This is a genomic window from Parasphingorhabdus sp. (genome assembly GCF_059726685.1).
The window spans coordinates 1,064,812-1,090,226 of sequence record NZ_AP041068.1 but is presented as its reverse complement, the minus strand read 5'-3'; the positions used below and the strand labels follow the sequence as shown (position 1 = coordinate 1,090,226).

Genomic DNA, 25,415 nt, shown 5'->3' with positions numbered 1-25,415 from the left:
CGATGCTATTGGGGCGGCGTGAGCTTTAACAACCGTCCGTCTTCGCCATCTTCCAGTACCCATAGAGCGCCTTCTGGCCCTTGTTCAACTTCACGGATACGTGTGTCCATGGCATAGCGTTCCGCTTCCTGCGCCGTTTCGCCATCAAAGGATACGCGAATAATCGCTTCGCTTGCCAGACCGCCGATAAACGCACTGCCTTTCCATGCAGGGAAAAGGTCATCTGAATAGAATATCATTCCAGATGGCGCGATGGTCGGGACCCAGGCCACTTTTGGTGCAGCGAATTCGGGACGCGTATCATGGTTTGGGATTTTCTTGCCATCATAATGATCGCCCTCCGAAACAATCGGATAACCATAATTGGCTTTTGGCTGGACCAGATTCAGCTCATCACCATCTTTCGGCCCCATTTCCTGGTTCCACAGCCTGCCCTCACTATCAAAAGCCATGCCGAGAATGTTGCGGTGACCCAGGGACCAGATTTCGGGCAGCACATCTTCTTGACCAACAAATGGATTGTCCTCTGGCACGCTGCCATCAGGATAAAGCCGGATGATCTTGCCCAGATTGCCGGTCATATCCTGCGACGGATCAAATTTCTGCCGCTCACCGGACCCGATGAACAGATATTTACGATCGGGCGAAAACACCATGCGGTGAGAATAATGGCCTCGCCCCGTGGTTTTCGGGTTTTGGGTCCAGATTGTTTTCAATTCTTTCAAATCCGGTTGAGTGCCCTGAAGATCAAGTTGGGCGTGCGCGATAACCGCGCCGCGCGTGTCATCGTCCCCGGCTTCAACCCAGCTGAGATAAACCCGTCCGCTGGTTTCAAAATCAGGTGCGAGAATGACATCCCCAAAACCGCCCTGACCGCCATAATCAACCTCGGGTACGTTGGCGATTTCGGTTTTTGTGCCTTTCTGGTCTACGAGCAACAGCTTGCCCTTCTTCTCCGTGATCAGCATCCGGCCATCGGGCAGGAAGGTCATTGCCCAAGGCTCGTCAAAACTGGCGATCTCGGTTTTTTCAAAAGGCTTGCGGTCCACCGGAGAGATGTCAGTTGAAGCTTGAGCCTCTTCTGAACCACCTTGATTAGCCTTTGCATCATCGCCGTTGCTGCAGGCGATAAGAACGATAGATAATCCGGTTGCAAGTGTAAGATTTCTCATTTTTGTTCCCATGATCATTTTCTATGTGGATCCAGTAAGTTGCCTATGGCTGATTTTGTGAAAATATAGCGGATTACAATAGCAATTCCTAGAATAATCGGGCGTCAAAAGCCGACGTTCACTCGTTACTTACCATTTCCGGTTAAAGCACTGAGCCATGTTCGCTCGAAAATCAGATAGGCCTGATCCGCGCCCGCCATCTGCGGTATCCAGCGGTGTGGGCGTGGCCGGACTGATCGGATTATTCTCGTGGATTATGATAGCGCGACAATATGGCATGGATGGCCCATATTCCGCGCTTGTTGCCTGCCTCGCCTGTGCCGTGCCCATGGTAATCTGGTCGTTGCTCTACGACAAAGTACATCTGCGCGCGTCAACCGGCATTGATTGGAAAAACCCAAAACCGCTCAAACAGACATTTGATATTAGCGTCGCCAAGCTGGCCGGTCTGTGGGCGACATGGGCCATTATAGCTTTTATCTATTGCGTGGGACGCTGGTATTGGACTGGGCAGTATCAGTTTTCGATGGAAATGATGGAGACGGCAGCTCCCTTTTTACTCGGCCTGTCCATTCCTTATGTCATGTGGATGGACCGCAGGTTTATCGAGCCGCGTGATGGTGCCTGGCATTTCGGGCAGTTCCTTATGGGAGCACGGGGAGAATATGACCGTGAGCAGATATATCATCATCTACGGGCGTGGGCGGTCAAAGGCTTCTTCCTGGCCTTTATGATCTCCATCGTGCCGGGCGGTTTTGGCGATATTGTTCGCCTCGACATATCGCAGGTTATCCATGACCCTGTCGCTATCGCTCACTGGCTCATCATCGCGATGTTTGTCGTCGATGTGCAGTTTGCGACCGTCGGCTATTTGCTGACCATGAAGCCGCTGGATGCTCATATCCGGACGGCCAACCCCTATCTTGCCGGTTGGGTGGCAGCGTTGATTTGCTATCCGCCGTTCATATTGATGGATGGCCCGCTAAACTATCATGTGAACACGGCGGATTGGGCTTACTGGCTGCAAGGACATCAAGTCGTTTTGGCAATCTGGGGAGCGGTTCTGGTCATATTGACTGCAATCTATGCCTGGGCGACTGTTGCCTTTGGTCTGCGCTTTTCGAACCTTACGCATCGGGGCATATTGACCCATGGCCCTTATCGATTCACGAAACATCCCGCCTATGTGGCAAAAAACCTGTACTGGTGGCTGGCGACCATGCCGTTTCTGGTGACGTCGGGCAGCTTCACCGATATGGTGCGCAACACCGCCATCATCGCCGCGGTTAGCGGCGTATATTACTGGCGGGCGAAGACAGAAGAAAAACACCTGCTCGGCGATCCGGCCTATAAGGAATATGCCGAATGGATGGACCGCAACGCCCCGATCCCGCGCGCCATAAACTGGGCCAAGGTGAAAGTCGGCTGGTGGCCGTCGGCGGACAAACCGGAACCGGAAATTCAACCTGCTGAATAGAAATGCCATTGGGGCTTTCAAAAGCCCGAATACGGTCATAAGCTGGCCTGATGACAGTGATGGGTACGGATGGAAAGCGCCGCTGTTTTGGCGGACAGGCAGGCAAAGAATTTTACGGCATTTATCATGACGAGGAATGGGGCGTTCCAGAGCATGATGACCAAAAACTGTTCGAGAACCTGATTCTGGAGGGCGCACAAGCGGGGCTAAGCTGGGAAACGGTGCTCCGGAAACGGGAAGGTTATCGCCGCGCCTTTCACGGCTTTGATATCGCCCGTGTGGCGACCATGACGGACGACGAACTGGAGGCTTTGCGAGAGGATGAAGGGATCATCCGTAACAAGCTGAAAATATTCTCCACCCGCAAAAATGCTTTGGTCTTTCTGGATATGCAAAAGGAATTTGGCAGCTTTGACAATTGGCTTTGGGCTCATGTGGGTAGCACCCCCATCGTCAACCGGCCCAAGGATATGTCAGAAATGCTCGCGACGTCCCCGATTAGCGATGCCATCTCCAAAGACCTTAAAAAGCGTGGAATGAGTTTCGTCGGCAGCACAATCATTTACGCCTATATGCAGGCAATCGGGATGGTTGATGATCATATGGCGGATTGCTGGCAGGCCTGACCATCTTTTGGCTATGACCAGCCTTGGCATGGTCCACCTGTCCCAACTGCGTAGTTGGCAATCCTCTTCGTTGCTGCGATAGGGCCGCCATGACACATCCCCAACCCACCAGAGCCGCCGCACTGTCACGGCTAACCGACTTTGCCGCCAACATGGGCCATAATTACGCACACAAGCGCAATTTTGATTATGGTCCGGATGCAGATACCGAACAGGATGGATGGCGCGATAATGTTTCCAGGCTGTCACCCTATGTCCGGCACAAGCTGTTTACCGAACAGGAATTGATTGCAGCTGCAATCGAGGCTCATGGTGCCCGAGATGCGGATAAATTTATCGCCGAGGTGCTGTGGCGCGGATATTTCAAGGGGTGGCTCGAACAGAGGTCTGAAGTCTGGACTGACTATGTGACGAACAGGGACGCCCAATTCAAGCAGCTGAAGGCGCTGGGCGGTCTGCGCAAAACGTACGAACAGGCGATCGAGGGGCGGACCGGTATTGATGCGTTCGATCATTGGGCCAAGGAACTGGTCGAAACCGGTTATCTGCACAACCATGCCCGAATGTGGTTTGCCAGCATCTGGATTTTCACAATGAAACTGCCTTGGGAACTGGGCGCAGATTTCTTCCTGCAGCATCTGCTGGACGGCGATGCCGCATCCAATACACTATCATGGCGCTGGGTTGGCGGATTGCATACCAAAGGCAAGACATATCTCGCGACCAAGGATAATATTGCGCAGTTCACTGATGGTCGCTTCACACCCATAGGTCTTGCGGCAGAAGCGGTCCCGCTTGAGGAAGACAAGAGTTATAAGTTACGGCCGCTTAAAATACCGCCCGTGCCCCCAGCTGCCGCCGCCTTTGCGCTATTGGTCCATGAAGAGGATTGTCACCCCGAGAGCCTTGTACTGCCTCAGAAGCCGGCCCTGATAATTGGTGTGAGCGGCCCGGATGGAAAGAGCCCGAAAGGGGTTTCGGACAAGGTACGCGCCTTTTCAAACGGTGCCGTTGCCGATGCATTGGCTCGCGCTGCGGATCATTTTGGCTGTGATACAGTATTTTGGAACCAGGGCGAAAAACTGCGTGACATTTTGGCAGAAGCAAAGCTGGAGCGCCTCCTGGCGCCATGGTTGCCGGTCGGTGCCCTCAAAGATGCGATCGGTAAGGAAGTCAATGGTAATAATGTCCGGTGGATAATGCGCGAATATGATGCCGGGATATGGCCGCTCGCTACAAGAGGATTTTTCCCAGTCAAGAAAAAGGCACCCGATGTGCTGCGAGCCATGGGGATGGAGCTATGATGAAAGAGCGTTTTGAACGTCACAAGCAACCGTGGACCAGCGAAGAAATTCAAAAGCTCCATGCTTTTGCCAAAAAGGGGATGACCCTGAAAGCAATCTCGAAGGCACTCACCCGCAGTGAAGAATCAATCAAAAAACGCGCAAAAGCCGATAAACTCAAGATAGCGAAGAAGCGTTAGTCGCTCAGCTGAAAATCTGTAAATCTATGTAAAATAGGGAAAATAGTAAAATATTTACGATTTTCCGCTACCCCGCGTGACGTGGGGATTTAATGACGACGAAAAACAAGACGGGCGACCTGGGGCATTCCGGTCAGGATTTGATATTGCGCGAGCAGCTTGCCGAACATGGCAAGTCCATTCGCGTGACAGTGTTTGCCAATGTCGTCAACGCTGCGATTTTGTCGTTCCTGTTCTTTGATCAGGCACCCATGGCCATGCATCTTCTTTGGTATGGTATGTTTGCCTATCTTTCTGTCAGACGTCTGCAACTGGCTGAGCGAGCCAAAGTCCAGGATTTGTCTCGCGGTGAAATGCTGAAACTGAAGAAGCACATCATATTTAACGCGGCTGGCTATGCCCATATGTGGGGAGCAGGTGTTGCCTGCCTTTTACCTGTGGCAACACCTGCGCAACTGATGCTTCTGGCAATTATCGGCGCTGGCAAAATGAGCACTGCGGTTGTGTCATATCGACATATTCCGGAAGCCTCACGTGCATGGACTCTGATCATCTATGTTGGACTGACGGCAGGACTGCTTTATCTCGGTGGGATAGAGAGTTATCTTGCCATCGCTTTGCTGACCATGTTTGCAGCGGTATTATATGTGAATTGCGGCAATATATTCGATAATTTTGCCAAACAGCTTTTGGCCGGTCAGGAAATCCGGCAGTCGGCTGAAACAGTAAAGTTGCTGCTAAACGACTTTGAAGAGCAGGCTTCCAACTGGTTATTCTCTCTGGATGAAGAGGGTCAGCTTGTTGACGTCTGCGACCGCTTCGCTGAGGCCTTTCATCGGCCCAAACAGGTAATGAACGGGATGAAGCTTGTTTCCCTGCTGGACGATGAAGAACATCGCGAGCTGCTTGCTGATCATATCGCCAATGGTAGGTCCTTCCGGGACTTGACCGTCCCGGTTGAAGTGGAAGGTGAACTGCAATGGTGGACCGTCAGTGCACGGGCTAACGAAGGCGGTCCTGATTCTGAAAACATCGCGATGAGAGGTGTTATTGAAGACATTACAGCCCAAAAAAATGCAGAAGCCAAAGTCAGTTACATGGCGCATTTCGACGGCCTGACCGATTTACCCAACCGGCGTTTGTTTACCGAAACGCTCAATCGCACGATCCATCGAGCCAAGTCTGGCGATGACGTGGCTTTGATCTTCTTTGATTTGGACCATTTCAAAACGATCAATGATACCTTGGGGCATCCGATTGGCGACAGGTTGCTGCAAATGATTTCACGGCGGCTCGAAAAACTGTCGAGACCAGGAGATCTGCTTGCCCGAATTGGCGGCGACGAGTTTGCTCTTCTGTTGACAGGTGAAAGAGCCAAGGATGCACGGGGTGTCGCGGATCAGATTGTCGAGCAAATTGGGTGCCCGTTCATGGTTGATGACCATAATGTAATATCGGGAGTCAGCGTCGGCGTGGCCGAATGGCATTCTGATATGGACGATGCAAACCAGCTTTTGAAATATGCCGATCTTGCACTTTACTCGGCAAAAGGGGCCGGCAGAAACCGGGTTGCTTGTTTTGAAGAGGGTATGGATGTTGCCGCTCAGGCACGACGTAGGCTGGAGCTCGATTTGCGGGCATCACTGGGCCGAGATGAAATGCGCTTGCACTACCAGCCGCTGGTGGAGTTAAAGACGCAAAAGAGGACCGGCTATGAAGCGCTGCTGCGATGGGAACATCCGGAGCGCGGCGTTGTCATGCCGGATGAATTCATCACCGTGGCCGAAGAAACCGGCATGATCGTGCAGTTGGGAGAATGGGTCATTCGCAAAGCGCTAGATGATGCTGCGGCCTGGGATGACCACCTGACGATCGCAATAAACCTCTCTCCCACCCAAATGCGCAGCGCCAACCTGGTATCAACGATTGTCAATGCCCTCGCGCATTCCGGAGTCGACCCCCGTCGGCTGGAACTGGAGATAACCGAGAGCATATTGATGCAAGATAGCGATGCCAATATCCGTACCTTGCATACGCTTCGTGATCTTGGCATCCGGATATCATTGGATGATTTCGGGACGGGATATAGCTCGCTGAATTATCTGCGCAGTTTCCCGTTCGACAAGATCAAGATTGATCGCTGTTTTGTCAGTGAAATCGATACGCGCGAAGATTGCAGGGCAATTATCCGGTCCGTTATCAACCTTGCGCAGAATCTCGGCATGACAACCACGGCCGAAGGTGTGGAGCGCGAAGATCAGGTCGAGGAATTGCGACTGGAAGGCTGTGATCAGGTGCAGGGCTTTTTATACGGAAAAGCCGAAGCCTTGGAAGAATGCACCGATCTGCGTCTTACCGATCAGTTTGTTCCCAATGTGGAAACAATCTATTTGCCAGCAACTGATGCGCCGATACCAGCGGACCAAAAGCGAAAAAAAGCCTGATATCCTTGCTGCTACAACCGCAATATACCAAGTTCCAGAGCGCGGATAGAAGCACTGATTCTGTCGCTGGCATCCAGTTTTGCAAATACTCGGCGGACATATGTATCAGCGGTCGATCCTCCGATATCCAGGTCCGCTGCTATCGCTTTGTTCGAATGACCATGCGCGATCAGCCGGATGACTTGCGTTTCTCTTTGTGACAGGTGCACCTGAGGTTCATATTGTTTGTCCAGAATATTGCATATTCTGACATGCGCAGCGCTGGCGATCGCAGCTACCGTGGCTATAGTACCTTCATCATACGTAAGTTGAACGGGATCAAATGTGAACGCCGAATAAGCATGACGCCCTTTTGGGCCATATAAGGGAATACCTATCCCCTGATCCAGATCATGTGCCTTCAGTAGACGGGCGAACCTTTCCTCATTTTCATTCAATCGCCGCAAGGCGAGGGCATCGTGCCACAACATCGGCCCGCCATGCTGCATAACTATGTCCGGAATCGGGTCATGTTTTCGAAAACCTGGTTCTTCATATAGCCCAAGCCATTCTCTCGAAAAGCCATAGGTTGCCAATTGGACCATATGATCTGTTTGCGATTTTAATTTTGGGGTAAAATGGTAGCTGGTCCGGTTGGCACCAAGATTTACAACGGCTATTCGAACAAGCTCCAGTATATCTGCGAGAGAGGATAGCGAAGCGATCCTCTGAAAAAGTTCACCGATATGTAAGTTATGGTTCTCCGTAGCCATGGCCCCTGCTACTTGCGTTGTGGCTTTTCGGCATCAAGCCTAGGCCAATTTACAAAATTTTTCAACTTGTCCCCTGTTTGCGTGACAGCATCACTTGGCCTTGTCTCTATTTGGCCTTTCGCTGACGTGACTTGGTAAAAGTTAAAGTCCCCCCTGCATCATCGGAGATACGTGATGGATCAAACGCGCGATCAAATCTTGTTACTGGAAGACATCCGGCAAAGACTGGAGCGGCTGGAAAACCAGCAATGGGAGCAGGCGATCGGAAAGATTGATCTTGGCCAGTTTGCTATCGACCTCAGAAGAGCCAGGATAGGCGTTTTTCCTGATGAATATTGTACAGGCAACATCTGGGATGTTTTGCTTGAGCTCTACGAAGCCAAGCGATCTGGAGCGAAGTTGCGACTATCCGAAATTTCGGAAAAGGCAAAAATATCGGAAAAACTGGTGCTTCGTTACATCGATCTTCTGTCCGCGGATGGGTTTTTATATCACGAACAGCATATAGGTGATGAGCCGTACATATTGCTGACCGACAAAGCCATGACAAAGATCGCTCAACTGTTTGAACATATTCGGGTAGGAATTGATAAACCAGCGGATTTGAGGGGCGTCGCGGACAATGACATGACGGCACCAATCGACGCATCTGCCAAACTTGGTTGACCTGCTTTTGAAGTAGGCGGGCCTATGTCAATGACAGTACCTGCAATATTGTAGCAATCGCAATCTTGACGCGGAAGCCGGTTGGCAGCATGGCCGTCACATGCGATTTTTCTCCGATAATGCTGCTTCCGTTCACCCCAAGGTGATGGAAGCTTTGGCGAAAGCCAACCATCAGGATACCGCCTATGATGGCGATGCTTTGAGCGCGCAGTTGAACGGCGCCTTTTCCAACTTGTTTGAAACCAACGTCGAGATTTTGTGGGTGGCAACAGGAACAGCCGCCAACTCGCTGGCTTTGGCGGCGCTATGCCAACCGCATCAGGGAGTGATCTGCCACCGCGAAGCGCATATCGAACAGGATGAAGCGGGGGCGCCCGGTTTCTATACTGGCGGGGCGAAACTGATGTTGGTGGATGGCGAAGGTGCCAAAGTTGCCGCGCAAACCATAGATCAGCACTGCACCGCAATCCGGGACGATGTGCACCAGGTGCAGCCCGCCGCGGTATCGCTGACCAATGCCTCGGAATATGGTCTGGTTTACAGGCCGGACGAAGTTTCAGCTGTTGCGGAAGTTTGCAAACAGCGGAAACTTGGTTTGCATATGGATGGCGCGCGCTTTGCCAATGCGATTGCAACCCTTGGCTGTCACCCGGCCGATATAACATGGAAAGCCGGTGTTGATGCGCTTAGCTTCGGCTTTGTCAAAAATGGCGGCATGGGCGCAGAGGCGCTCGTCTTTTTCGACACGGAACTGGCCCGCGAAACCCATTACCGCCGCAAGCGTGGTGGGCATCTACAGTCCAAGGGACGGTATCTCGCCGCCCAGATACTGGCGATGCTGAATGATGACCTGTGGCTGGACAATGCGCGCGCAGCCAATACCGGGGCGCAGATTATTGCCAACGCGGCCAGAGACCGGTTAATTCATCCCGTCGAAGCAAATGAGATATTCATCAGATTATCCGCCAGCGAAGCGGAAAGCCTGCGCGCCGCCGGATTTGACTTCTATGACTGGGGCGAAGGGCAGGCCCGGCTAGTCACCAGCTGGAACCAGAGCGCGGATGACATCCGCCCGTTGGCCGATGCGATCCGGGCCTTATGACACCGCCGGACAGCGGCGAAACCAGTTTACTCACGCCGCGCATATTGCTCCCGTTTCTGCTGGTTTCCCTGATCTGGGGTTCGACCTGGCTGGTGATCAAGGACCAGATTTCGGACGTCCCGCCAAGCTGGTCGGTCAGCTACCGGTTCATGATCGCGGCCGCAGCAATGTTCGTGTTGGTTGGCTTCAAACGCCTGCCATTCCGTTTGGGTATGAAGGGGCAGTTCTGGGCTATCTTGATCGGCATTGCCCAATTCTCGTTCAACTTCAACTTCGTCTATAATGCCGAGCTTTACATTACCTCCGGCCTGGTTGCGGTCCTGTTCGCTCTGTTGATGGTACCCAATGCGATATTGGGCCGGATCTTTCTGGGCCAGCGGATAAACGTTGCTTTTCTGGCCGGATCCGCCATCGCAGCGGTCGGCATCGCGCTACTTTTCTGGCACGAATATAAAAGCTCGCCGGCGACGCTGGCCGACGTGATATTAGGTGTGGCGTTGACTGTCGGGGGTATTTTATCTGCGTCGGTCGCCAACGTGATGCAGGCGTTACCGCGGCTGAAAAGCTATCCGATCCTGACGCTTTTGGCATGGGCGATGTTCTGGGGCGCGGCGATCAATATATTGCTGTCATGGATCACTGTCGGCCCGCCCGTGATCGAAATGCGCGCCGCCTATCTCGGCGGTATCGTCTATCTCGCCATTGTCGGTTCGGTGATAACCTTTCCGCTCTATTTTGCACTGCTGCGCGAAATAGGAGCCGGAAAAGCTGCCTATTCCAGCGTGCTGGTACCGGTCGTCGCGATGATCCTGTCAACGCTGTTCGAAGGTTATGTCTGGACCGTTCTACCAGCCGCCGGCGCCCTGCTTGCCATGGCCGGACTGCTGGTCGCATTGCGAGCGCGCAAGCCGAAGGTGGATTGACGCTCGATTGGGCGGGCTCGGTTGTAATGCGGTTCCACCGAACGACGCAATGTGTGATTATGGTAAGCGCTTTATCCCGAAAGCGGCGTCAGTTGTCTGGCAATCCTCTGGAATAATCTGGGTCCGGCAAAATCTTGCCGGGTTGCACCAATTTTTGCCGCTTTCGGAAGTTTGCACAAAACCAGCGGACATTCGAATATCTCGATATCCTGAAAATACAGTCACTTAAGCAGGATTGCGAAGCGGTTGGCATATAGTTTGCTGTGCTTTTGCAAGCGATGTGCGTGCCTTCTGAACAAAAAGGCGGATCATTGGGGCTGATTGCTTCGGCAGAAGCTTAAGAGAAGGGAAAGCGATGTTGGAACATGTGGTGACGCAAGACAGGAAAGTCATATTATTTTACCTGCCCGTCGTAACTCCATGGTGGTTCGAAAATATTGTTGTCCACTTGATCAGAGCCATTGCCAGGGATCATGAGGTTCATGTGCTGGTGTCACCGCTATGGCAGAATACCGGCATCGGTGAAGAACAAATCAATTTGATTGGGGATCTAGATCATGTCCGCTGGTATGTTCTGGATGGCCCGGACCATCCCCTGTTACGCACCGACGCCAGTGGAGAAGATGATCTTTTTGCGTTGGTTGATGGCATTAATCCAGATCTTGTTTTGTGTCGCAGCGCCGATATTGCCACGCCCAAGCGATTTCCAGGCATTGTGCGCTATATTATGGAAGGCGCTGCACCGCCTTTCCGGACGGGAAGCAACTGGATATCCTTGTCCCCATCGCTGTTCGATCATGGCCTGATGCCCTCTTTTTCATCTGAACAGGCCGACGAGCTTGACCGGCTGGCTGAACCTTTGTGGGGACAAATGCTTGCAGATATGGCGCTTTCGACCCGTGCAGAGTTTCTGACAAAAACGGGTTTGCCAAACGACAAAATCATTATCGGCTTGCCACTGGAATATGAGCACGAAGAGAATTTCTTCGGGCAACACCATCACTATTCAAACAATGCTGAGATGATCTTGGAACTCGCATCGGCATTGGGCGATGATGCTATCCTCGCCGTAACCAACCATCCTTTAAATGAACTATATGGCGACAACCGTGCGGTTGATGCTGCCATATCGGCCAGACATGGTCAGGTCGTAATGCTCGGCAGCAACGAGGAGGCCGGTCATACCACATTGGCTTTGAGCCAATATTGTGACGGTATGATTGTTGGTAATTCCAAAAGCTGGTCTGCATGCGCAGCACTTGGAACACCCATTTTGCGACTGTCCGATTTTGCGACGGGCGACTGGCTTCATGCCTACAGAGATTTGCCCACATTTCTTGCCGATATCGCTGGCGGTACGGCTAGGCGGGCAGACCCTGCTTTGGCACGCCGCTGGTTTGCCTTCCATCTTGCCAATAGCGTGTTTGACCCCACCGATCCTACCCTTGATGCCGATGAAATTGTTTCTCGCATGATCCAGCCGGTTGATCCAGATCGCTGGAGCCATGCCATAACCCGCTATCTCGACCAGCCATTGGAGAAAGCTGCATGAGAGCAATCAAAAAGGACACCGCTCATGTATGATCTGGGAGTAATCGTACCGGTTCGACGTGGAAGTTCACGCATTGCGGAGAAATGCTTGCTTCCCTTTGGAGATCAGGAAACGCTGATCGAATGGAAGTTGGCGCAACTGACCAAAATAATCGACCCACGGCGGATTTATCTATCGAGCGAAGACGAAGCGTTTTTGGAATTGGGCGACCGTTTCGGCGTCTCTCGCCATCACCGTGCGCGCCATTTGGCAGTTGACCATATTGCGCCATTTCGCGACGTCATAACCGGAATCGTGCGGGATATACCCCACACCCATATCGCTTGGTCCACCGTGGTTTGTCCGTTAATGGCACCGCAGGAATATTCGGATGCTTTTTGCGCCTATCTTGATCAGGTCATCCAAGGTGAGAATGACTCCTTGCTCGGCGTTAATTTGATGAAGGAATATTTCTGGTCGCGCGAAGGCGCGCTCAATTATGAAGCCAGTCGCAATCATACAATTTCACAGGAATTGCCCGATTGGTTCAAAGTGACCAACAGCATCTACATGGCACCGCGCCAGCAAATATTGGCGCGCGAATATTTCGTTGGCGATAATCCGGTACTTCAGCCGCTGTCCAAGCTGGCTGGCGTCGATATCGACTATATCGAGGATTATCGCATCGCCCAGGCCCTCTACGCGGTCTATGCTGAAGACGGGCTGGACGCCGTCAATCCCTCAACAATAGTGAACTGGAGTGCCCATGACCCCGACTTCCCTGTCGCAATATGACTGTATCCTCTTTGATTTTGACGGAGTGATCGCCGATTCCGTTGATGCCAAAATAACCGCATTCGGAGCGCTATATGATGAGTTCGGACCAGATGTCCGACAGGCGGTGGAGGATTATCAACGCGCCGTTCCCGGCGAAACCCGATATGACAAAATTCCGCGCTTTCATCGCGATTTGCTCGGCATAACATTGTCAGAAGATGAGGTTCTGCAATGGTGCGACAAATTGTCTTCGATTGTGCTGGATGAGGTAGTAGCGAGTGCCTTGCTGCCTGACGTCGCCGATATTCTTGCGATGTTGGTACGGCGCAATATTCAGGCCCATATTGTTTCAGGAACACCGCATGATGAGTTGCAGATCATTATAGAGCGCAAAGGCCTGAGTCCATTTTTCAAAACCACCCGAGGCTCACCGGAAAAAAAGGACGTGATTGCGCGCGATATTATGCGCGCGAACGGATTGACTGTCGATCAATGCCTTTTTGTAGGTGACGCAATGACGGATTATAACTGCGCCTTGGCTTGCGATATGGACTTCTTGGGCCGTGCCGAAAAAGCAACGAACCCCTTTCCCGAGGGGACAACTGTGGTCGACCGATTGGGCAAGTTCTTCATCGCGGACGATGGGAAGCCTGCCACATCGGCTTCCGCAAGCAGGAAAGCCGCTTAAATGATCATATGGGGCCAGAGATGAGTGGTGATATGCAGCCGATTGAGAAGCTTATGCGGACCGCACCGGTCATTCCGGTGTTGGCCATTGATGATATCGCGGACGCGCGACCCATAGCACAAACGCTCGTGGCCAATGGATTGAGAGTTCTTGAAGTGGTTTTGAGAACCGAAGCCGCGCTCGACGTTGTTCGAGAAATGCGAAAGGTAGATGGTGCAATCGTGGGGGCTGGTACGATCACCAATCCCGACAATCTCGATGCAGCACTTTTGGCCGGCGCGGAATTTATTGTATCCCCGGGATTAACCGAAGATTTGGGCAAAGCGGTCCTCTCAGCAAAAATTCCATTTCTTCCCGGAATAGCGAGCGCTAGTGACATCATGCGCGGTATGGACATGGGCTTCCGTCATTTCAAATTCTTTCCGGCAGAAGCATCCGGCGGGATTCCATCATTAAAAGCGCTAAGCGGACCGTTTGGCCAGTGCCTGTTTTGTCCCACTGGTGGGATTAACGCAAAGAATGCGGTGGATTGGCTGGCCTTGAAAAACGTGCTTTGCGTTGGAGGTAGTTGGCTCGTCCCCAAGGGATCACCTGATCTTGATTTGATTGGAAATACGGCCCGAACGGCTAGCGCAATGAAAGGTCACGCTGAATAAATCAGATCTGCTGCAAGCCAATCCAGAAGCAGTTTTATGTCCGCTCTTTCGCCCAAAGCGGGTTCTTCAGGCTTCGGACTCAATCAAATTTCCCGCTCTTGGGGAAACCTGTCGGAGGCAGTCTTCCCGCCGCCCCGCGGGCAACCCGCCACATGGTCAGATCATGCTCGGTCCGCGTGCGCCCGGAGTCACCGCCCATGGCCCAGCTCAGGCCTTCTTCCAGTTTGAACACCGTCGCGTCTGACAAACCGCCATCTTTATAGCGTTGCAACATGACGCCCTGCCCCTTCGCCATTTCCGGCATTTCGGACAGTGCGAAGACCACCAGTTTGCGGTTTTCACCAATGGCCGCAACATGGTCCGCATCCGCGGTAACCGGCCGCACAACCAGTAATTTTGCATCGCCTTTCAGGTTGACGACCTGACGGCCCTTTTTGGTCTCGGCAACCACATCAGAGATGTTGGTGACAAAGCCGCGTCCCCATGTCGACGCGATCAGAAGCTTGCTCTTGGGATCAGCCACCATCATGGCAATTGGCTCGGTTCCGGGCTCCATGTCGACCATCGACGCCACTGGTTCACCAAAACCCCGCGCGCCGGGCAGCTTGTCCGCACCTATTGTGTAGAATCGTCCGTTATCGCAGCACATCAACAGCTTGTCCGTCGTTTGTGCATGAAAGGCGTATCTCGGACCATCACCTTCCTTGAACTTGAAGGACTCTGGCTTGGACAGATCGGCATGACCCTTCATCGCCTTGATCCAGCCGCGCTTGGACATGATCACAGTAACCGGTTCTTTCTCGATAAAAGCTTCGAGCGAAATTTCACGCGCGGGCGCCGCTTCTTCCAGCATCGTTCGGCGTGCGCCCAGCTCGGTATCCTCTGCATAGAGTTTGCGCATGGCAGCCAGATCTTTTTTGAGACGTGTCTTCTGCCGTGCCGGACTTTCGATCAACTTTGCCAGCCCCTCGCGTTCTTCGAGCAGCTTGTCCCGCTCGGTCCGCAGCTCCATTTCCTCCAGCTTGCGCAAAGACCGCAACCGCATGTTGAGGATCGCCTCCGCCTGTCGGTCGTTCAGCTTGAACTCTTCCATCAGAAGTGGTTTCGGCTCATCATTATTACGGATAATCTCAATCACGCGATCGAGATTGAGATAGGCGATAATATAGCCTTCGAGCAGCTCCAGCCGGGAATCGATTTTGTCTATGCGATGCTGCGAACGGCGCACCAGCACCTCGATCTGATGGACAATCCAATGTTGCAGGACTTCAGTGATACCCATGACCTTCGGGGTGCGGTCCTTGTCGAGCACATTCATGTTGAGCGAAAAGCGGTTCTCCAGATCGCTCATCCGGAACAAGGCATTCATCAGATCATCAGGATCGACGGCGCGACTTTTCGGCTCCAGCACGATGCGGACGTCTTCGTCTGACTCGTCGCGAATGTCGGCGAGAATAGGAAGCTTCTTGTCGGCAATAATCTGGGCGATCTGTTCGATCAGCTTACCCTTTTGCACCTGATAGGGAATTTCGGTGACGACTATCTGCCAGGCACCCCGACCTTCTGCGTCTTCCTTCTCCCACTTCGCCCGCACACGCATCGCGCCGCGGCCGCTTTCATAAGCAGCATCAATAACCGACTTCGGATCGACCAGCGTGCCGCCAGTGGGAAGATCAGGCCCTTTGATGATTTCCATAATCTCGGCATGCTCGGACTTGGGTTTTTCGATTAGCAAGGTCGCCGCATCGATAATCTCCGCCACATTGTGCGAAGGAATGCTAGTCGCCATGCCGACCGCAATGCCGCTCGCGCCATTGGCGAGCAGATTGGGAAACAGACCAGGCATGATCTCAGGCTCTTCATCTTCGCCATTATAGGTTGGCTTAAAATCAACGGTACCTTCGTCAAGACCATGCATCAGTTCAATCGCCGTGCGGGTCAGACGCGCTTCGGTATATCGATAGGCAGCCGCATTATCTCCGTCGATATTGCCGAAATTTCCCTGCCCGTCGACGAGCGGATAGCGCATCGCAAAACTCTGCGCGAGACGGACCATCGCGTCATAGACAGACTGATCGCCATGAGGGTGATATTTACCGATCACATCGCCGACGACGCGAGCGCATTTTTTGTAGCCTTGTGCCGGGTCCAGTTTGAGCAACCGCATCGCCCACAGAAGCCGCCGGTGCACAGGTTTCAGGCCGTCACGCAGATCGGGCAGCGACCGCGCGGTGATTGTCGACATGGCGTAAATCAGATAACGCTCGGACAGCGCCGCATCAAACGGTGCGTCCACTATGGCATCAAATTCATCTTCGGGCTCAGCGCCAGGCGCATCGGTTACATCACTCATGCTGGATGCGATAGCAGGGTCGATTCCGCTTGTGGAGAGGGATTATTTGACGAGCCATTCTTTCGGCAAGTTTACCCCTTCCCGTTCATTGTCCCAGATCATCGCCATGATCCACCAGCGGGCTCCATCATTCCATAAATGTACCATATTCACGCCGCGAAACTGGATTTCAGGATGGTCAGGGGTCTCCCGGGCTTCATAGGTCGAATAGACATGAGCAATCTGGCCAAACAGATCCGTCTTGCGGCCAATTTCAATCTCGTAAAAAGACCGTCCTTCCAGCAGCGGAATGGTGGCCTCGACAAACTCATCATAGGAAAAGGAAAAAATAACCGGCTTGCCATCAACAATACGTGTACGATTGATCAGCGCTTTGGGATGATAGATTTCTCGATCGCGCTCCCAATCTTGCCCACCCGGCGGTCCGGATATGCAATCATAAAGCGTTTCCATCACTTCATCTATGGTAGCATATTTGGTCACAACCCGCTCCTTCCAGAGTTTCAGCGTTAAAAATAAGTACTTTTCCCTTGATTATGTTCATTGTATCAAATGAAGCCTGCGCCCCTCACATTGGAGAAGATACATGCGAATGCGCAATACTTTAATCGCCACCATCACGATTTTCAGCCTTGCCGCCTGCGCCGAGGGGCCTGAAAACATGACATCTTTTGACATGGCAGAAGCGGATGTCGCAGAGGCTGAAGCGGAACCGTCTGCTTTGGCGTCACCGTCAAATCGCGTGGCAGAGGGCGAAACCAACACTACAGAAATCCCGGTAAGCCAACCCCAAATTGCCTATAGCTATGACTACGGCTTTCGCTTGCCTTCATCCGAAATTCCCAAAGCGCAACAAGCGCATATCGCCTTGTGCAACGAGATGCCCGACAACGGCTGCCGTGTACTCAATATGTCCAACAGCGGCGGCGAAGGTGACTATGCGACGGGCCGCCTGCATCTCGAAGTGGCCGCACCCAAAGCCCGCACCTTTGGTGAACAGCTGGCCGAGGCGGTTGACGAAAGCGGCGGCAGCCAGGTCGCAGCCTCGATCACAGGCGAAGACCTTTCCAAGAAAATTGTGGATACCGAAGCGCGTTTACGCAGCCGGGTTTTGCTGGCTGAGCGCCTGACAGAGTTACTGCGGTCCCGCAAGGGCACGGTGGCCGAACTTGTGGAAGCAGAACGCGCCGTAACCGAGGTTAATGAAGAAATCGATCAGGCACGCAGCTGGCTGAAAGAAATGCGGGGGCGGGTGTCTTACAGCACCGTGCTGGTAAACTATCGGTCCGGCGCTCCGGGTTCCGGAGGTTTCACCCGGCCAATCCGCGAAGCTTTTGGCGATATCGCCTCAACCCTGGGATATTCGGTGGGCGCAGTAATCTCTTTTGTTGCCATCCTGCTGCCGTGGATATTGCTCTTGGCTCTGGCAATATATTTGCGGCGGCGCTTTAAAGGCGCGGACCGTACATTTTGGGGCCGGAAAATCGAGTCAACTGTGCCGGCAGAGGATTGATTGCACCGCCATAGCCTTTGGCTTATAGAAAGAAATCAACGCCCCGATTGCTTCGAGTCTCATTGATTCGCACAATCGGGGCTTGGTTTTTGATACTTCTTCCTGTGAGTAGGAACCCGATATGTCCCGTCGTCGCCAAATATATGAAGGCAAGGCCAAAATCCTTTATGAAGGACCGGAACCTGGCACGATCATTCAATATTTCAAGGATGATGCGACTGCCTTTAACGCCGAAAAGAAGGGTACAATCAACGGCAAGGGGGTGATCAATAATCGGGTCAGCGAGCATATTTTTACGCTGCTCAGCCATATCGGAATTCCAAGTCATTTCATCCGCCGCCTGAATATGCGAGAGCAGTTGGTGAAACAGGTCGAAATCGTGCCCATCGAGGTTATCGTGCGCAATGTAGCCGCCGGTTCCTTGAGCAAGCGTCTGGGCATCGAGGAAGGCACACCATTGCCGCACACGTTGCTGGAATATTGTTATAAGGATGATGCTTTGGGAGATCCGCTAGTTGCCGAAGAGCATATTGCCTGTTTTGGCTGGGCAACGCAGGAGGAAATGCAGGACATTTCTGCAATGGCGATCCGGATTAACGATTTCATGGCAGGGATGTTTGCCGGAATCGGAATAAAATTGGTCGATTTCAAACTCGAGTTTGGTCGACTTTTTGATGGTGATTTTTCCCGGATCATCCTGGCTGACGAAATCAGTCCCGATGGCTGTCGTCTGTGGGACATAGAGACGAATGAAAAGCTCGACAAGGATCGTTTTCGCCGTGATTTAGGAGGAGAAGCCGAGGCATATCAGGAAGTTGCCCGGCGCATGGGATTGTTCCCAGAAGGCGGCCTAAGTGAAGTACTCGACCTGGATAGTGAACGGAAAAAGCGCGGAAAGTAACCATAGTCTTTCGGCTTGTTTTTAGGTGATTCAATGCATTTGAGCCCTTAGGGGGCGGGCAAATCACCCACAAATAGCCATGATGGTTTACGCGAATTTAACCATTGGACTGATAGCACCGCCCTCATGTGGAACTCATGTGAGGAATTTTTCCGATGCGCCTTTTGATCTTGTTAGCCAGTACAACAATGCTTGCCGCATGTGGCGGAGCCGGCCCCCAGTCTGCGGGCAGTGCCGCACCAGGAGGAGGCACAGGTACCGGTGGAACCAACGGCAGCGGAGAAACCCATACATTTGTCAATCCGACAGAGCCAAAATCCTACACTGCTGTAGGCAGCACACACAGCTATCAATATTCCGTACAAGACGCCGGTACGCCCGGTGCCGGTCAGAGTGCCCAGCTTTACCAAGGTGACGCCAAAACCGTCAGAAATTCAAACCTGACCATTGATTATAGTCCACGCGATGCAATTTTTAACGTAAGCTTTTCCAATGGTCTGGCTGGTACAAGTGCTACAAGCCGTTTTCAGGATCCACTTCACCGCACCGACTTCGGCGGAGCGCTTGAACCCCAATTTGGTACACCCGATCTTGAGTCGACTGCTTTTGGACTGCAGGGAATTAACTATCTCGAGTCAGGATCTGCCAGCAACGTCTCTCGCAGACCTGGTGGCGAGTTTATTTTTGACCTCATAAACACAGCAGAAGCCGGTAGTTATGATGTAACGACCTTTTTCTATCAGACCCCCGGCACAGAAACACAATATGTTACCTTTGCTGGTTACCTGCGCAACACCGCCGGTGTCGTGCAGTCGGATATTGACAATCCCGATGGCAGCACCAGCACGATCTTGACCCAGACAAACACCTTCGAACGGGGCGCGCTGGCCTATGGCGAGCTTAGCGCAAACAATCAGGTCCCAACGAGCGGTTCGGGTTCTTTCGAAGGTACAATGTTGGCCTCGATGGTCTTCAATGACCAGCCCGATACATTGGGTAACACCGACACTTATTTTCAATGGATCGCCGGCCGTGCAAACACGACCGTTGATTTCAGCGCAAATACCTTTGCCCTCTCCTTGGACGGCACCGTCAGCGCGCCACTGTTTGACGGCACCAGCGGGAGCTTTAGCGTACAAGAAAACGCACAATTCCGCGCCAATGCTGCGGGTCAGATCGATCTGGTTGCGGCGGGCGGCTTCCTCGGTCAGTTCAACGAAGCCTGGTTCGTCAATCCCGGCGGCGCCCGCTTGGACGTGAACATTGCCGGCTCCAGCGTTGATGGAGCTTTCTACGGCCCGAATGGCGAAGAAGTTGGCGGCGGTTATCGTATCGTTGGCGGCACGCCGGATGAACGGATTGACATATTGGGGACCTTTGTCGGCAGAGGAAACTAGGGGCCAGTCATGAAAATGCCGGTCACTGCCAAAACAGCCCTCCTGATTACAGGAGGGCTTGCAGCATCCTTGCATATCACTCCTGCAGCAGCAGAAATCGCAGCAGATGAAGCAGCGGCAGAAACCGCGATTACAGCGGCGACGCCGAAATGCGACGAGGCTGGCATCTGCCGCTTTCAAGTTACACCAGCGCAATTGCTTGCCAAAGCCGAAGCCTTCATTCAGGCTAAACAATATGATCGGGCACTGCCACTTGTCGAGGTTCTCGGACAGGTTCCTGACCTTCGGATACAGCAGCAATTTTTGGCAGGCTACATCGCTGTCGAAACAGGTGATCTAAAAAAGGCTATCAAAACCTTTCGCTCGATCCTTGATGAGGATCCAGGTCAAACGCGCGTGCGGCTGGAACTGGCGCGCACCTATTTGATGAGCGGCAAAGAAGCCAGCGCCGACTATCATTTTCGTCTCGCGCAAAATGACGAGAACCTACCGGATGAGATCGCCCGGACGATTCGCAATACGCGCAGTATTTTAAGGGATCAGCGGGTTTGGCGTTTCAGCTTTGATTTCGGCTTCGCGCCCGACACCAACATCAATGGTGCGACAAACGCGGAAACGATTGATGTCAATTTTGGTGCCATTTTCCCTGTACTGGGTGATGCCCAAGGCGAGTTGCAGCTTGATGAAAATGCCAGACAACGATCAGGCGTTGGTCAGATTGCGGGATTTTCCGGCGGTATTCGTTTAAAAGCCAGTGACAAGCTCGCGTTCCTGTTCGACGCTGATAGCAAAATCATTAACTATAAGGGTAAAGCGGCGGACGACATTGTCGGGCAGATTGCAGCTGGTCCGGAATTCCGGATTGCGCGCTATGCGAGTGTTTCCGTGCAGGCTGTGGGTCAACAACGCTGGTTCGGTGGCCGTCTGGCAACCCGTGAGTATGGAGCACGATTGGGCTTTCAAACAGCGCTCAGCCGAGGGCAAAGAGCCGGTATCGAGCTGGACGGCCGGCGGGTTGATTCGAAACTGAGTGACAGTTTTAGTGGTTGGCAACTGGGCGCCAATGCAACTTACGAACACTTGATCGGTAAGTCATTAATCGCATCAGCCAGCATATTTGCACGGCGCGATCTACTCGATTCCGATCAGTTTTCTAGTCTCAATTACGGAATGAATCTGGGTGTTGGTGGCGAAATGCCATTCGGCCTGAACGCAGGCATTTCGGCCAGCATCAGCCGTTCGACCTTTGACGAAGCCAACACTTTTTACTCAACCGAAAAACGTCGGGACTGGCGAACTTTTGCCCGAGCCTATGTCGGTAGTCGGCAGATCAAGGTACTCGGCTTCTCACCCTCGATCGACTATAATTATTCCCGCGTCGACAGCAATTATGACCTGTACCAGATGAACCGCCACCGGGTGAATTTCAAATTTGCGAAGTTTTTCTGATTTCAATCAATCTACTGCCATGATCCGACATATGGGATGACAACCATCTCTTGCTCCTTTTGACGACAGCGCTATAGGAAATAGCGCAGCATGTCGGCCAACCAAGAAGCGAGATTCATGAAGATAAGAATTTTTGTGACACTGAAAAACGGTGTCCTCGACCCCCAGGGGAAAGCCATACATCACGCCCTGGAAAATCTGGACTTCAAGGGTGTAAATGACGTGCGCGCTGGCAAGCTCATCGAACTTGATGTTGATGACCGCATGACAGACAGCGACCTTGAAAAAATGTGCGAAAAACTGCTCGCCAATACAGTGATCGAGAATTTTGAAATTCAGAAACTGTCCGGCCAAACAGCAGAAGAAGTCTGAACATGAACTCTGCCGTCCTCGTCTTCCCCGGTTCCAATTGTGATCGCGACATGGCCGTCGCGCTGGAAACGGTGACCGGTACAAAGCCGCATATGGTTTGGCACGGTGACAACAGTTTGCCAAACAATCTGGATGTAATCGCGATACCAGGTGGTTTTTCTTACGGCGATTACCTGCGTTCAGGAGCGATGGCGGCGCGGTCCCATATTATCGACTCCGTGATCGACGCCGCGGATAAGGGCATCAAAATTCTGGGCGTATGCAATGGCTTTCAAATATTAACCGAAATCGGCTTGTTGCCGGGCGTTTTGATGCGCAACCAGAATATCGAGTTTATTTGCAAGGATGTGCCATTAACCGTGGGACAGTCTCGCTCGGCATTCACATCTGCATATATAGACAGCGAATCCATCACTATTCCGGTCGCCCATCATGACGGCAACTATTTTGCGGATGATGAGACTTTGGACCGATTGGAAGATGATGACCGGGTAGCCTTTCGCTATGCCACCAATGTAAACGGATCGGCGCGAAATATTGCGGGTGTTCTAAATGACAAAGGTAACGTGCTCGGCATGATGCCGCATCCCGAGCGCGCCATTGATACTAGGCACGGTGGGTCGGACGGACTTAAACTTTTCGAAAGCCTGATGGCTTAACCGCAGTTGCTGACAGAGCTATTTCTGCCGAGGTGGCCATTGGGTCGCGACGAAGAGAAGATCAACACAGCTATCCAAATCCGCAAATGCAGCAGAAGATAGGCCTGGATCTTTTTTATTAAGACGAAGTACAGGCAGTGCGGAACCCACCAGCGCCCTTCGCAATGCCGCCTGCAAAAGGCTCATTCTAAGATGGAAGAAAACCCTGCGCTTGCTGGTGTTTTCAATGCGGTTGCCAAGCTGTTTTATGAGAAATAGCCGCTCAATAACAAGTTCGTTGTAATGCGGATGAGGGCCTCTGTGTAAGGGACGTCCCGTTTGAAGCGCTAGTTTTTCATCAGCGGGTAACAAAACCCCATTTCTCTCGAAATCATCAAAATCAAAACCGCCACTGGCCATCTCGTTCAGCGGACCACGAAGATCGGATATGGTGGCAGCTTGCAGGGGTATCAGGTGATGGCGTTGATAATGGGGATTGTGATCACTTCCGCCTTTCCGGTTTACCATCGAAAAACGCGTCATTACCTCCTCCAGTCGGCTGCATCTTGGACGCACCGTCGTCGGAAAGGAACATGCTATTTTGATGCGTAAGCTTAAACAATGGTTTCAATCAGTTTACCTCTGTTCAGGCCGCTGCCCAACAAAAAAGGGCCGGTCCGAAGACCAGCCCTTTTCGCTAAATCAAGATTAGATGCTCTTAGTTACCTGAACCAGGACCATATTGAATGGTCACGTTCCGGTTCTGTGGCTCACGAACGCCGTCTGCGGTTTCGACGCGAGGACGCGTTTCACCGAAGGCTTCGCTGGAGATCACGCCGCCGCTAATGCCACGTGATTCCAGATAAGCCCGAACAGAGTCGTTACGACGCTGGGACAAACCAACATTGTAGCTCGCGGAACCAGATTTATCGGCGTTACCGGCCAACATAACCTGAGCATTTCCACAATCACCATATGCCGTAACCGCATTGTCCAGAACTGTAGCAGCTTCCGGTGTAATGTCTGACTGATCCCAGTCAAAGAATACAATGTAAGGTCCAGGTGCACACACAGCAGCCGGTGGAGGCGGCGGTGGTGGTGGTGGAGGTGGAGGTGGTGGTGGTGGTGGTGGTGGAGGTGGTGCCTCTGGTTCTCCGCCAAAGTTGTAGATCAAGCTACCCAGCACGGAGTGTGTCCGCAAACGGGTGCTTACATCGTTACCAACCTGGTCAACAAGATCGATCTTGTCAGCGTTGAAGAAACGATATTTCAGACCAACGTCCCAGCTATCGCTCAGCGGTGCACGGATACCCGCAATCGCCTGCCAAGCAAAACCAGTGTCCGAATCATCAAGATAAGGACCAGCAAAAACATTGGTAATCTCGGTACGAGCTACACCAACACCGCCGCCGACAAAGCCTTGAATGCCGTCATCATCGCCAAAGTCAAGCAGGCCGTTCAGCATGAAGCTTAGGGCATTAACTTCACCGTTGATGTCAGTTGTACCGGAAAATGGCAGGCCAGCACCGCTGGCGGTCTGTGGAATACCTGGCGCACCAATTTGCAGCCGGTCAGCCGATGCAGATTTATAGGCTACTTCTGATTCCAAACGAAATCCGCCAAAATCATAACCGACGATACCATCGAAATCATAGCCGGTGTCGTGGTCGACTTCTGACGTATTGCTAACACCGCCGACATCCGATGTGATGTCTTCGACTAGCATTGCGCCGCCTTCTACGCCCACATACCATTGGCCATCACGGGCCAGGGCAGGTGAAGCGAGCGCCGTGGAGGCAAGCGCCAATCCTATGGCAAGCTTCCGCATTTATATTCCCCTTCTCATTTAGGTTCTGAATTCACGGCGCTTTGTAACCTCTCACCAGAAACAGTGCAAGCGGACAAATAGTAGAACTGTTGCGAAAATGTCGCCATTTTCGTGATTTAGCTTAAAAAATCACCTCTAAGGTGCTGCAATCAAGCCGAATTGCTACCCAAATCATAATCAAACTAGTTGATTTGAGGTAAAATTTGCGCAGTTCTTAGCAAGGCAAGAATCGAATCAATCGCTGTCCGCGCCTCCAAATCAATATTGGCTCCACCAATCGGTGCATTGATGTGTTGCAGAAATTGCCACACTCCATCAACATAAACAGCCGAACTATGATCGCTTTCTACAATAATTTTCATAGATTCCTGCGGTTTAACGAAGCGCCATCCGCCGGCGGACCAACCGGCAATATGGTCTTCCCTTCCACTCCACTCAGCGAGCGCAGCAGAGCCGACAAGCCAGCAGTCACCTTCTACGGGCGACAGAGGCGTTGGATCATCAACTACCGCCTGCACAACCGGGTGAGCCAGAAAATCAAGTAATAGCAGCGCATCATTATGAAATAGCTCTTTATGTGCTTGACCGACGGCCAATAAAGGCAATGCGAACCTCGGTGTTTCCAATATTGTCATTCTCTTTCCTTTGAGTGTGTACCCACAGATAC

General features: G+C 52.4%; 25 protein-coding genes. 18 read left to right on the top strand and 7 right to left on the bottom strand.

All coding sequences use genetic code 11. The features are described 5' to 3' along the window. Positions 1-5: 5 nt before the first annotated feature. A complete protein-coding gene (locus AC6I9Z_RS05465) occupies positions 6-1,172 on the bottom strand; it encodes a PQQ-dependent sugar dehydrogenase (protein WP_461454100.1) in 1,167 nt (388 codons plus the stop codon). Positions 1,173-1,329: 157 nt separating this feature from the next. Here AC6I9Z_RS05465 and AC6I9Z_RS05460 point away from each other — a divergent pair, with 157 nt between their 5' ends. The 5 genes from AC6I9Z_RS05460 (at position 1,330) to AC6I9Z_RS05440 (ending at position 7,202) form a co-directional block, all read left to right on the top strand. Next, a complete protein-coding gene (locus tag AC6I9Z_RS05460; RefSeq protein ID WP_461454098.1) occupies positions 1,330-2,649 on the top strand; it encodes a methyltransferase family protein in 1,320 nt (439 codons plus the stop codon). A gap of 50 nt (positions 2,650-2,699) precedes the next feature. Beyond that, positions 2,700-3,275: a DNA-3-methyladenine glycosylase I gene (locus AC6I9Z_RS05455; protein ID WP_461454096.1), complete on the top strand. Its 576-nt coding sequence runs from the start codon at positions 2,700-2,702 to the stop codon at positions 3,273-3,275. 89 nt (positions 3,276-3,364) lie between these two features. Continuing rightward, complete coding sequence (locus AC6I9Z_RS05450) at positions 3,365-4,579, top strand: FAD-binding domain-containing protein (protein WP_461454094.1); 1,215 nt, start codon at positions 3,365-3,367, stop codon at positions 4,577-4,579. Beyond that, the gene (locus AC6I9Z_RS05445; RefSeq protein ID WP_461454092.1) at positions 4,576-4,758 is read left to right on the top strand and encodes a hypothetical protein; all 183 of its coding nucleotides are present in this window, start codon (positions 4,576-4,578) and stop codon (positions 4,756-4,758) included. Before AC6I9Z_RS05450 ends, AC6I9Z_RS05445 begins: the two co-directional genes overlap by 4 nt. Positions 4,759-4,850: 92 nt before the next feature. Continuing rightward, entirely contained in the window at positions 4,851-7,202 is a 2,352-nt protein-coding gene (locus tag AC6I9Z_RS05440) for a putative bifunctional diguanylate cyclase/phosphodiesterase (protein ID WP_461454090.1), read from the top strand. 11 nt (positions 7,203-7,213) lie between these two features. Here AC6I9Z_RS05440 and AC6I9Z_RS05435 read toward each other — a convergent pair whose 3' ends face one another. Next, on the bottom strand, positions 7,214-7,954 hold the full coding sequence (locus tag AC6I9Z_RS05435; RefSeq protein WP_461454088.1) for a helix-turn-helix transcriptional regulator: 741 nt from the start codon (positions 7,952-7,954) through the stop codon (positions 7,214-7,216). Between the two features lie 174 nt (positions 7,955-8,128). On the opposite strand from AC6I9Z_RS05435, the gene AC6I9Z_RS05430 reads away from it, so the two are divergent. The 7 genes from AC6I9Z_RS05430 to eda all read left to right on the top strand — a co-directional run bounded on the left by AC6I9Z_RS05430 (position 8,129) and on the right by eda (position 14,297). Further along, positions 8,129-8,620: a hypothetical protein gene (locus AC6I9Z_RS05430; protein WP_461454086.1), complete on the top strand. Its 492-nt coding sequence runs from the start codon at positions 8,129-8,131 to the stop codon at positions 8,618-8,620. Positions 8,621-8,720: 100 nt separating this feature from the next. Further along, the gene (locus AC6I9Z_RS05425; RefSeq protein WP_461454084.1) at positions 8,721-9,722 is read left to right on the top strand and encodes a threonine aldolase family protein; all 1,002 of its coding nucleotides are present in this window, start codon (positions 8,721-8,723) and stop codon (positions 9,720-9,722) included. Beyond that, positions 9,719-10,645 (top strand): DMT family transporter, encoded by a 927-nt coding sequence (locus tag AC6I9Z_RS05420; protein WP_461454082.1) that lies wholly within the window; start codon positions 9,719-9,721, stop codon positions 10,643-10,645. Before AC6I9Z_RS05425 ends, AC6I9Z_RS05420 begins: the two co-directional genes overlap by 4 nt. A gap of 355 nt (positions 10,646-11,000) precedes the next feature. After that, positions 11,001-12,197, top strand: coding sequence for a hypothetical protein (locus AC6I9Z_RS05415; protein WP_461454080.1), 1,197 nt, complete (start codon positions 11,001-11,003; stop codon positions 12,195-12,197). A 24-nt stretch (positions 12,198-12,221) separates the two neighbouring features. Continuing rightward, positions 12,222-12,971 carry a cytidylyltransferase domain-containing protein gene (locus tag AC6I9Z_RS05410; protein WP_461454078.1) on the top strand — a complete coding sequence of 250 codons (750 nt, stop codon included), beginning with the start codon at positions 12,222-12,224 and terminating at the stop codon, positions 12,969-12,971. Further along, on the top strand, positions 12,943-13,641 hold the full coding sequence (locus tag AC6I9Z_RS05405; protein ID WP_461454076.1) for an HAD family hydrolase: 699 nt from the start codon (positions 12,943-12,945) through the stop codon (positions 13,639-13,641). Before AC6I9Z_RS05410 ends, AC6I9Z_RS05405 begins: the two co-directional genes overlap by 29 nt. A 32-nt stretch (positions 13,642-13,673) precedes the next feature. Further along, positions 13,674-14,297: a bifunctional 4-hydroxy-2-oxoglutarate aldolase/2-dehydro-3-deoxy-phosphogluconate aldolase gene (eda, locus tag AC6I9Z_RS05400; protein WP_461456858.1), complete on the top strand. Its 624-nt coding sequence runs from the start codon at positions 13,674-13,676 to the stop codon at positions 14,295-14,297. A gap of 79 nt (positions 14,298-14,376) precedes the next feature. On the opposite strand, the gene parC is transcribed toward eda, so the two are convergent. Together parC and AC6I9Z_RS05390 are read right to left on the bottom strand one after the other, a co-directional pair. Next, positions 14,377-16,650, bottom strand: coding sequence for a DNA topoisomerase IV subunit A (gene parC / locus AC6I9Z_RS05395; protein ID WP_461454074.1), 2,274 nt, complete (start codon positions 16,648-16,650; stop codon positions 14,377-14,379). 42 nt (positions 16,651-16,692) lie between these two features. Further along, positions 16,693-17,133, bottom strand: coding sequence for a hypothetical protein (locus tag AC6I9Z_RS05390; protein WP_109355079.1), 441 nt, complete (start codon positions 17,131-17,133; stop codon positions 16,693-16,695). 103 nt (positions 17,134-17,236) lie between these two features. Here AC6I9Z_RS05390 and AC6I9Z_RS05385 point away from each other — a divergent pair, with 103 nt between their 5' ends. The 6 genes from AC6I9Z_RS05385 (at position 17,237) to purQ (ending at position 22,941) form a co-directional block, all read left to right on the top strand. After that, positions 17,237-18,163: a DUF4349 domain-containing protein gene (locus tag AC6I9Z_RS05385; protein WP_461454071.1), complete on the top strand. Its 927-nt coding sequence runs from the start codon at positions 17,237-17,239 to the stop codon at positions 18,161-18,163. A 121-nt stretch (positions 18,164-18,284) separates the two neighbouring features. Beyond that, positions 18,285-19,064 carry a phosphoribosylaminoimidazolesuccinocarboxamide synthase gene (gene purC, locus AC6I9Z_RS05380; RefSeq protein ID WP_109355076.1) on the top strand — a complete coding sequence of 260 codons (780 nt, stop codon included), beginning with the start codon at positions 18,285-18,287 and terminating at the stop codon, positions 19,062-19,064. A 155-nt stretch (positions 19,065-19,219) separates the two neighbouring features. Beyond that, entirely contained in the window at positions 19,220-20,461 is a 1,242-nt protein-coding gene (locus AC6I9Z_RS05375; RefSeq protein WP_109355075.1) for a transferrin-binding protein-like solute binding protein, read from the top strand. Between the two features lie 9 nt (positions 20,462-20,470). Continuing rightward, on the top strand, positions 20,471-21,910 hold the full coding sequence (locus tag AC6I9Z_RS05370; protein ID WP_461454068.1) for a surface lipoprotein assembly modifier: 1,440 nt from the start codon (positions 20,471-20,473) through the stop codon (positions 21,908-21,910). A gap of 117 nt (positions 21,911-22,027) precedes the next feature. Further along, on the top strand, positions 22,028-22,282 hold the full coding sequence (gene purS, locus AC6I9Z_RS05365) for a phosphoribosylformylglycinamidine synthase subunit PurS (RefSeq protein WP_109355514.1): 255 nt from the start codon (positions 22,028-22,030) through the stop codon (positions 22,280-22,282). A 2-nt stretch (positions 22,283-22,284) separates the two neighbouring features. After that, on the top strand, positions 22,285-22,941 hold the full coding sequence (purQ, locus tag AC6I9Z_RS05360) for a phosphoribosylformylglycinamidine synthase subunit PurQ (protein ID WP_461454066.1): 657 nt from the start codon (positions 22,285-22,287) through the stop codon (positions 22,939-22,941). A gap of 18 nt (positions 22,942-22,959) precedes the next feature. On the opposite strand, the gene AC6I9Z_RS05355 is transcribed toward purQ, so the two are convergent. The 3 genes from AC6I9Z_RS05355 to AC6I9Z_RS05345 form a co-directional block, all read right to left on the bottom strand. Then, positions 22,960-23,463, bottom strand: a complete 504-nt coding sequence (locus AC6I9Z_RS05355) for an AHH domain-containing protein (RefSeq protein ID WP_461454064.1) — start codon at positions 23,461-23,463, stop codon at positions 22,960-22,962. 175 nt (positions 23,464-23,638) lie between these two features. After that, entirely contained in the window at positions 23,639-24,748 is a 1,110-nt protein-coding gene (locus AC6I9Z_RS05350; protein WP_461454062.1) for an OmpA family protein, read from the bottom strand. 182 nt (positions 24,749-24,930) lie between these two features. Beyond that, positions 24,931-25,383: a DUF2793 domain-containing protein gene (locus tag AC6I9Z_RS05345; RefSeq protein WP_461454060.1), complete on the bottom strand. Its 453-nt coding sequence runs from the start codon at positions 25,381-25,383 to the stop codon at positions 24,931-24,933. Positions 25,384-25,415 lie beyond the last annotated feature (32 nt).

What these genes read in the sequence shown, in the direction of transcription:
- AC6I9Z_RS05465 (WP_461454100.1), bottom strand. Translation starts at nt 1,172, where the DNA reads ATGAGAAATCTTACACTTGCAACCGGATTATCTATCGTTCTTATCGCC.
- AC6I9Z_RS05460 (WP_461454098.1), top strand. Translation starts at nt 1,330, where the DNA reads ATGTTCGCTCGAAAATCAGATAGGCCTGATCCGCGCCCGCCATCTGCG.
- AC6I9Z_RS05455 (WP_461454096.1), top strand. Translation starts at nt 2,700, where the DNA reads ATGACAGTGATGGGTACGGATGGAAAGCGCCGCTGTTTTGGCGGACAG.
- AC6I9Z_RS05450 (WP_461454094.1), top strand. Translation starts at nt 3,365, where the DNA reads ATGACACATCCCCAACCCACCAGAGCCGCCGCACTGTCACGGCTAACC.
- AC6I9Z_RS05445 (WP_461454092.1), top strand. Translation starts at nt 4,576, where the DNA reads ATGATGAAAGAGCGTTTTGAACGTCACAAGCAACCGTGGACCAGCGAA.
- AC6I9Z_RS05440 (WP_461454090.1), top strand. Translation starts at nt 4,851, where the DNA reads ATGACGACGAAAAACAAGACGGGCGACCTGGGGCATTCCGGTCAGGAT.
- AC6I9Z_RS05435 (WP_461454088.1), bottom strand. Translation starts at nt 7,954, where the DNA reads ATGGCTACGGAGAACCATAACTTACATATCGGTGAACTTTTTCAGAGG.
- AC6I9Z_RS05430 (WP_461454086.1), top strand. Translation starts at nt 8,129, where the DNA reads ATGGATCAAACGCGCGATCAAATCTTGTTACTGGAAGACATCCGGCAA.
- AC6I9Z_RS05425 (WP_461454084.1), top strand. Translation starts at nt 8,721, where the DNA reads ATGCGATTTTTCTCCGATAATGCTGCTTCCGTTCACCCCAAGGTGATG.
- AC6I9Z_RS05420 (WP_461454082.1), top strand. Translation starts at nt 9,719, where the DNA reads ATGACACCGCCGGACAGCGGCGAAACCAGTTTACTCACGCCGCGCATA.
- AC6I9Z_RS05415 (WP_461454080.1), top strand. Translation starts at nt 11,001, where the DNA reads ATGTTGGAACATGTGGTGACGCAAGACAGGAAAGTCATATTATTTTAC.
- AC6I9Z_RS05410 (WP_461454078.1), top strand. Translation starts at nt 12,222, where the DNA reads ATGTATGATCTGGGAGTAATCGTACCGGTTCGACGTGGAAGTTCACGC.
- AC6I9Z_RS05405 (WP_461454076.1), top strand. Translation starts at nt 12,943, where the DNA reads ATGACCCCGACTTCCCTGTCGCAATATGACTGTATCCTCTTTGATTTT.
- eda (WP_461456858.1), top strand. Translation starts at nt 13,674, where the DNA reads ATGCAGCCGATTGAGAAGCTTATGCGGACCGCACCGGTCATTCCGGTG.
- parC (WP_461454074.1), bottom strand. Translation starts at nt 16,650, where the DNA reads ATGAGTGATGTAACCGATGCGCCTGGCGCTGAGCCCGAAGATGAATTT.
- AC6I9Z_RS05385 (WP_461454071.1), top strand. Translation starts at nt 17,237, where the DNA reads ATGCGAATGCGCAATACTTTAATCGCCACCATCACGATTTTCAGCCTT.
- purC (WP_109355076.1), top strand. Translation starts at nt 18,285, where the DNA reads ATGTCCCGTCGTCGCCAAATATATGAAGGCAAGGCCAAAATCCTTTAT.
- AC6I9Z_RS05375 (WP_109355075.1), top strand. Translation starts at nt 19,220, where the DNA reads ATGCGCCTTTTGATCTTGTTAGCCAGTACAACAATGCTTGCCGCATGT.
- AC6I9Z_RS05370 (WP_461454068.1), top strand. Translation starts at nt 20,471, where the DNA reads ATGAAAATGCCGGTCACTGCCAAAACAGCCCTCCTGATTACAGGAGGG.
- purS (WP_109355514.1), top strand. Translation starts at nt 22,028, where the DNA reads ATGAAGATAAGAATTTTTGTGACACTGAAAAACGGTGTCCTCGACCCC.
- purQ (WP_461454066.1), top strand. Translation starts at nt 22,285, where the DNA reads ATGAACTCTGCCGTCCTCGTCTTCCCCGGTTCCAATTGTGATCGCGAC.
- AC6I9Z_RS05355 (WP_461454064.1), bottom strand. Translation starts at nt 23,463, where the DNA reads ATGACGCGTTTTTCGATGGTAAACCGGAAAGGCGGAAGTGATCACAAT.
- AC6I9Z_RS05350 (WP_461454062.1), bottom strand. Translation starts at nt 24,748, where the DNA reads ATGCGGAAGCTTGCCATAGGATTGGCGCTTGCCTCCACGGCGCTCGCT.
- AC6I9Z_RS05345 (WP_461454060.1), bottom strand. Translation starts at nt 25,383, where the DNA reads ATGACAATATTGGAAACACCGAGGTTCGCATTGCCTTTATTGGCCGTC.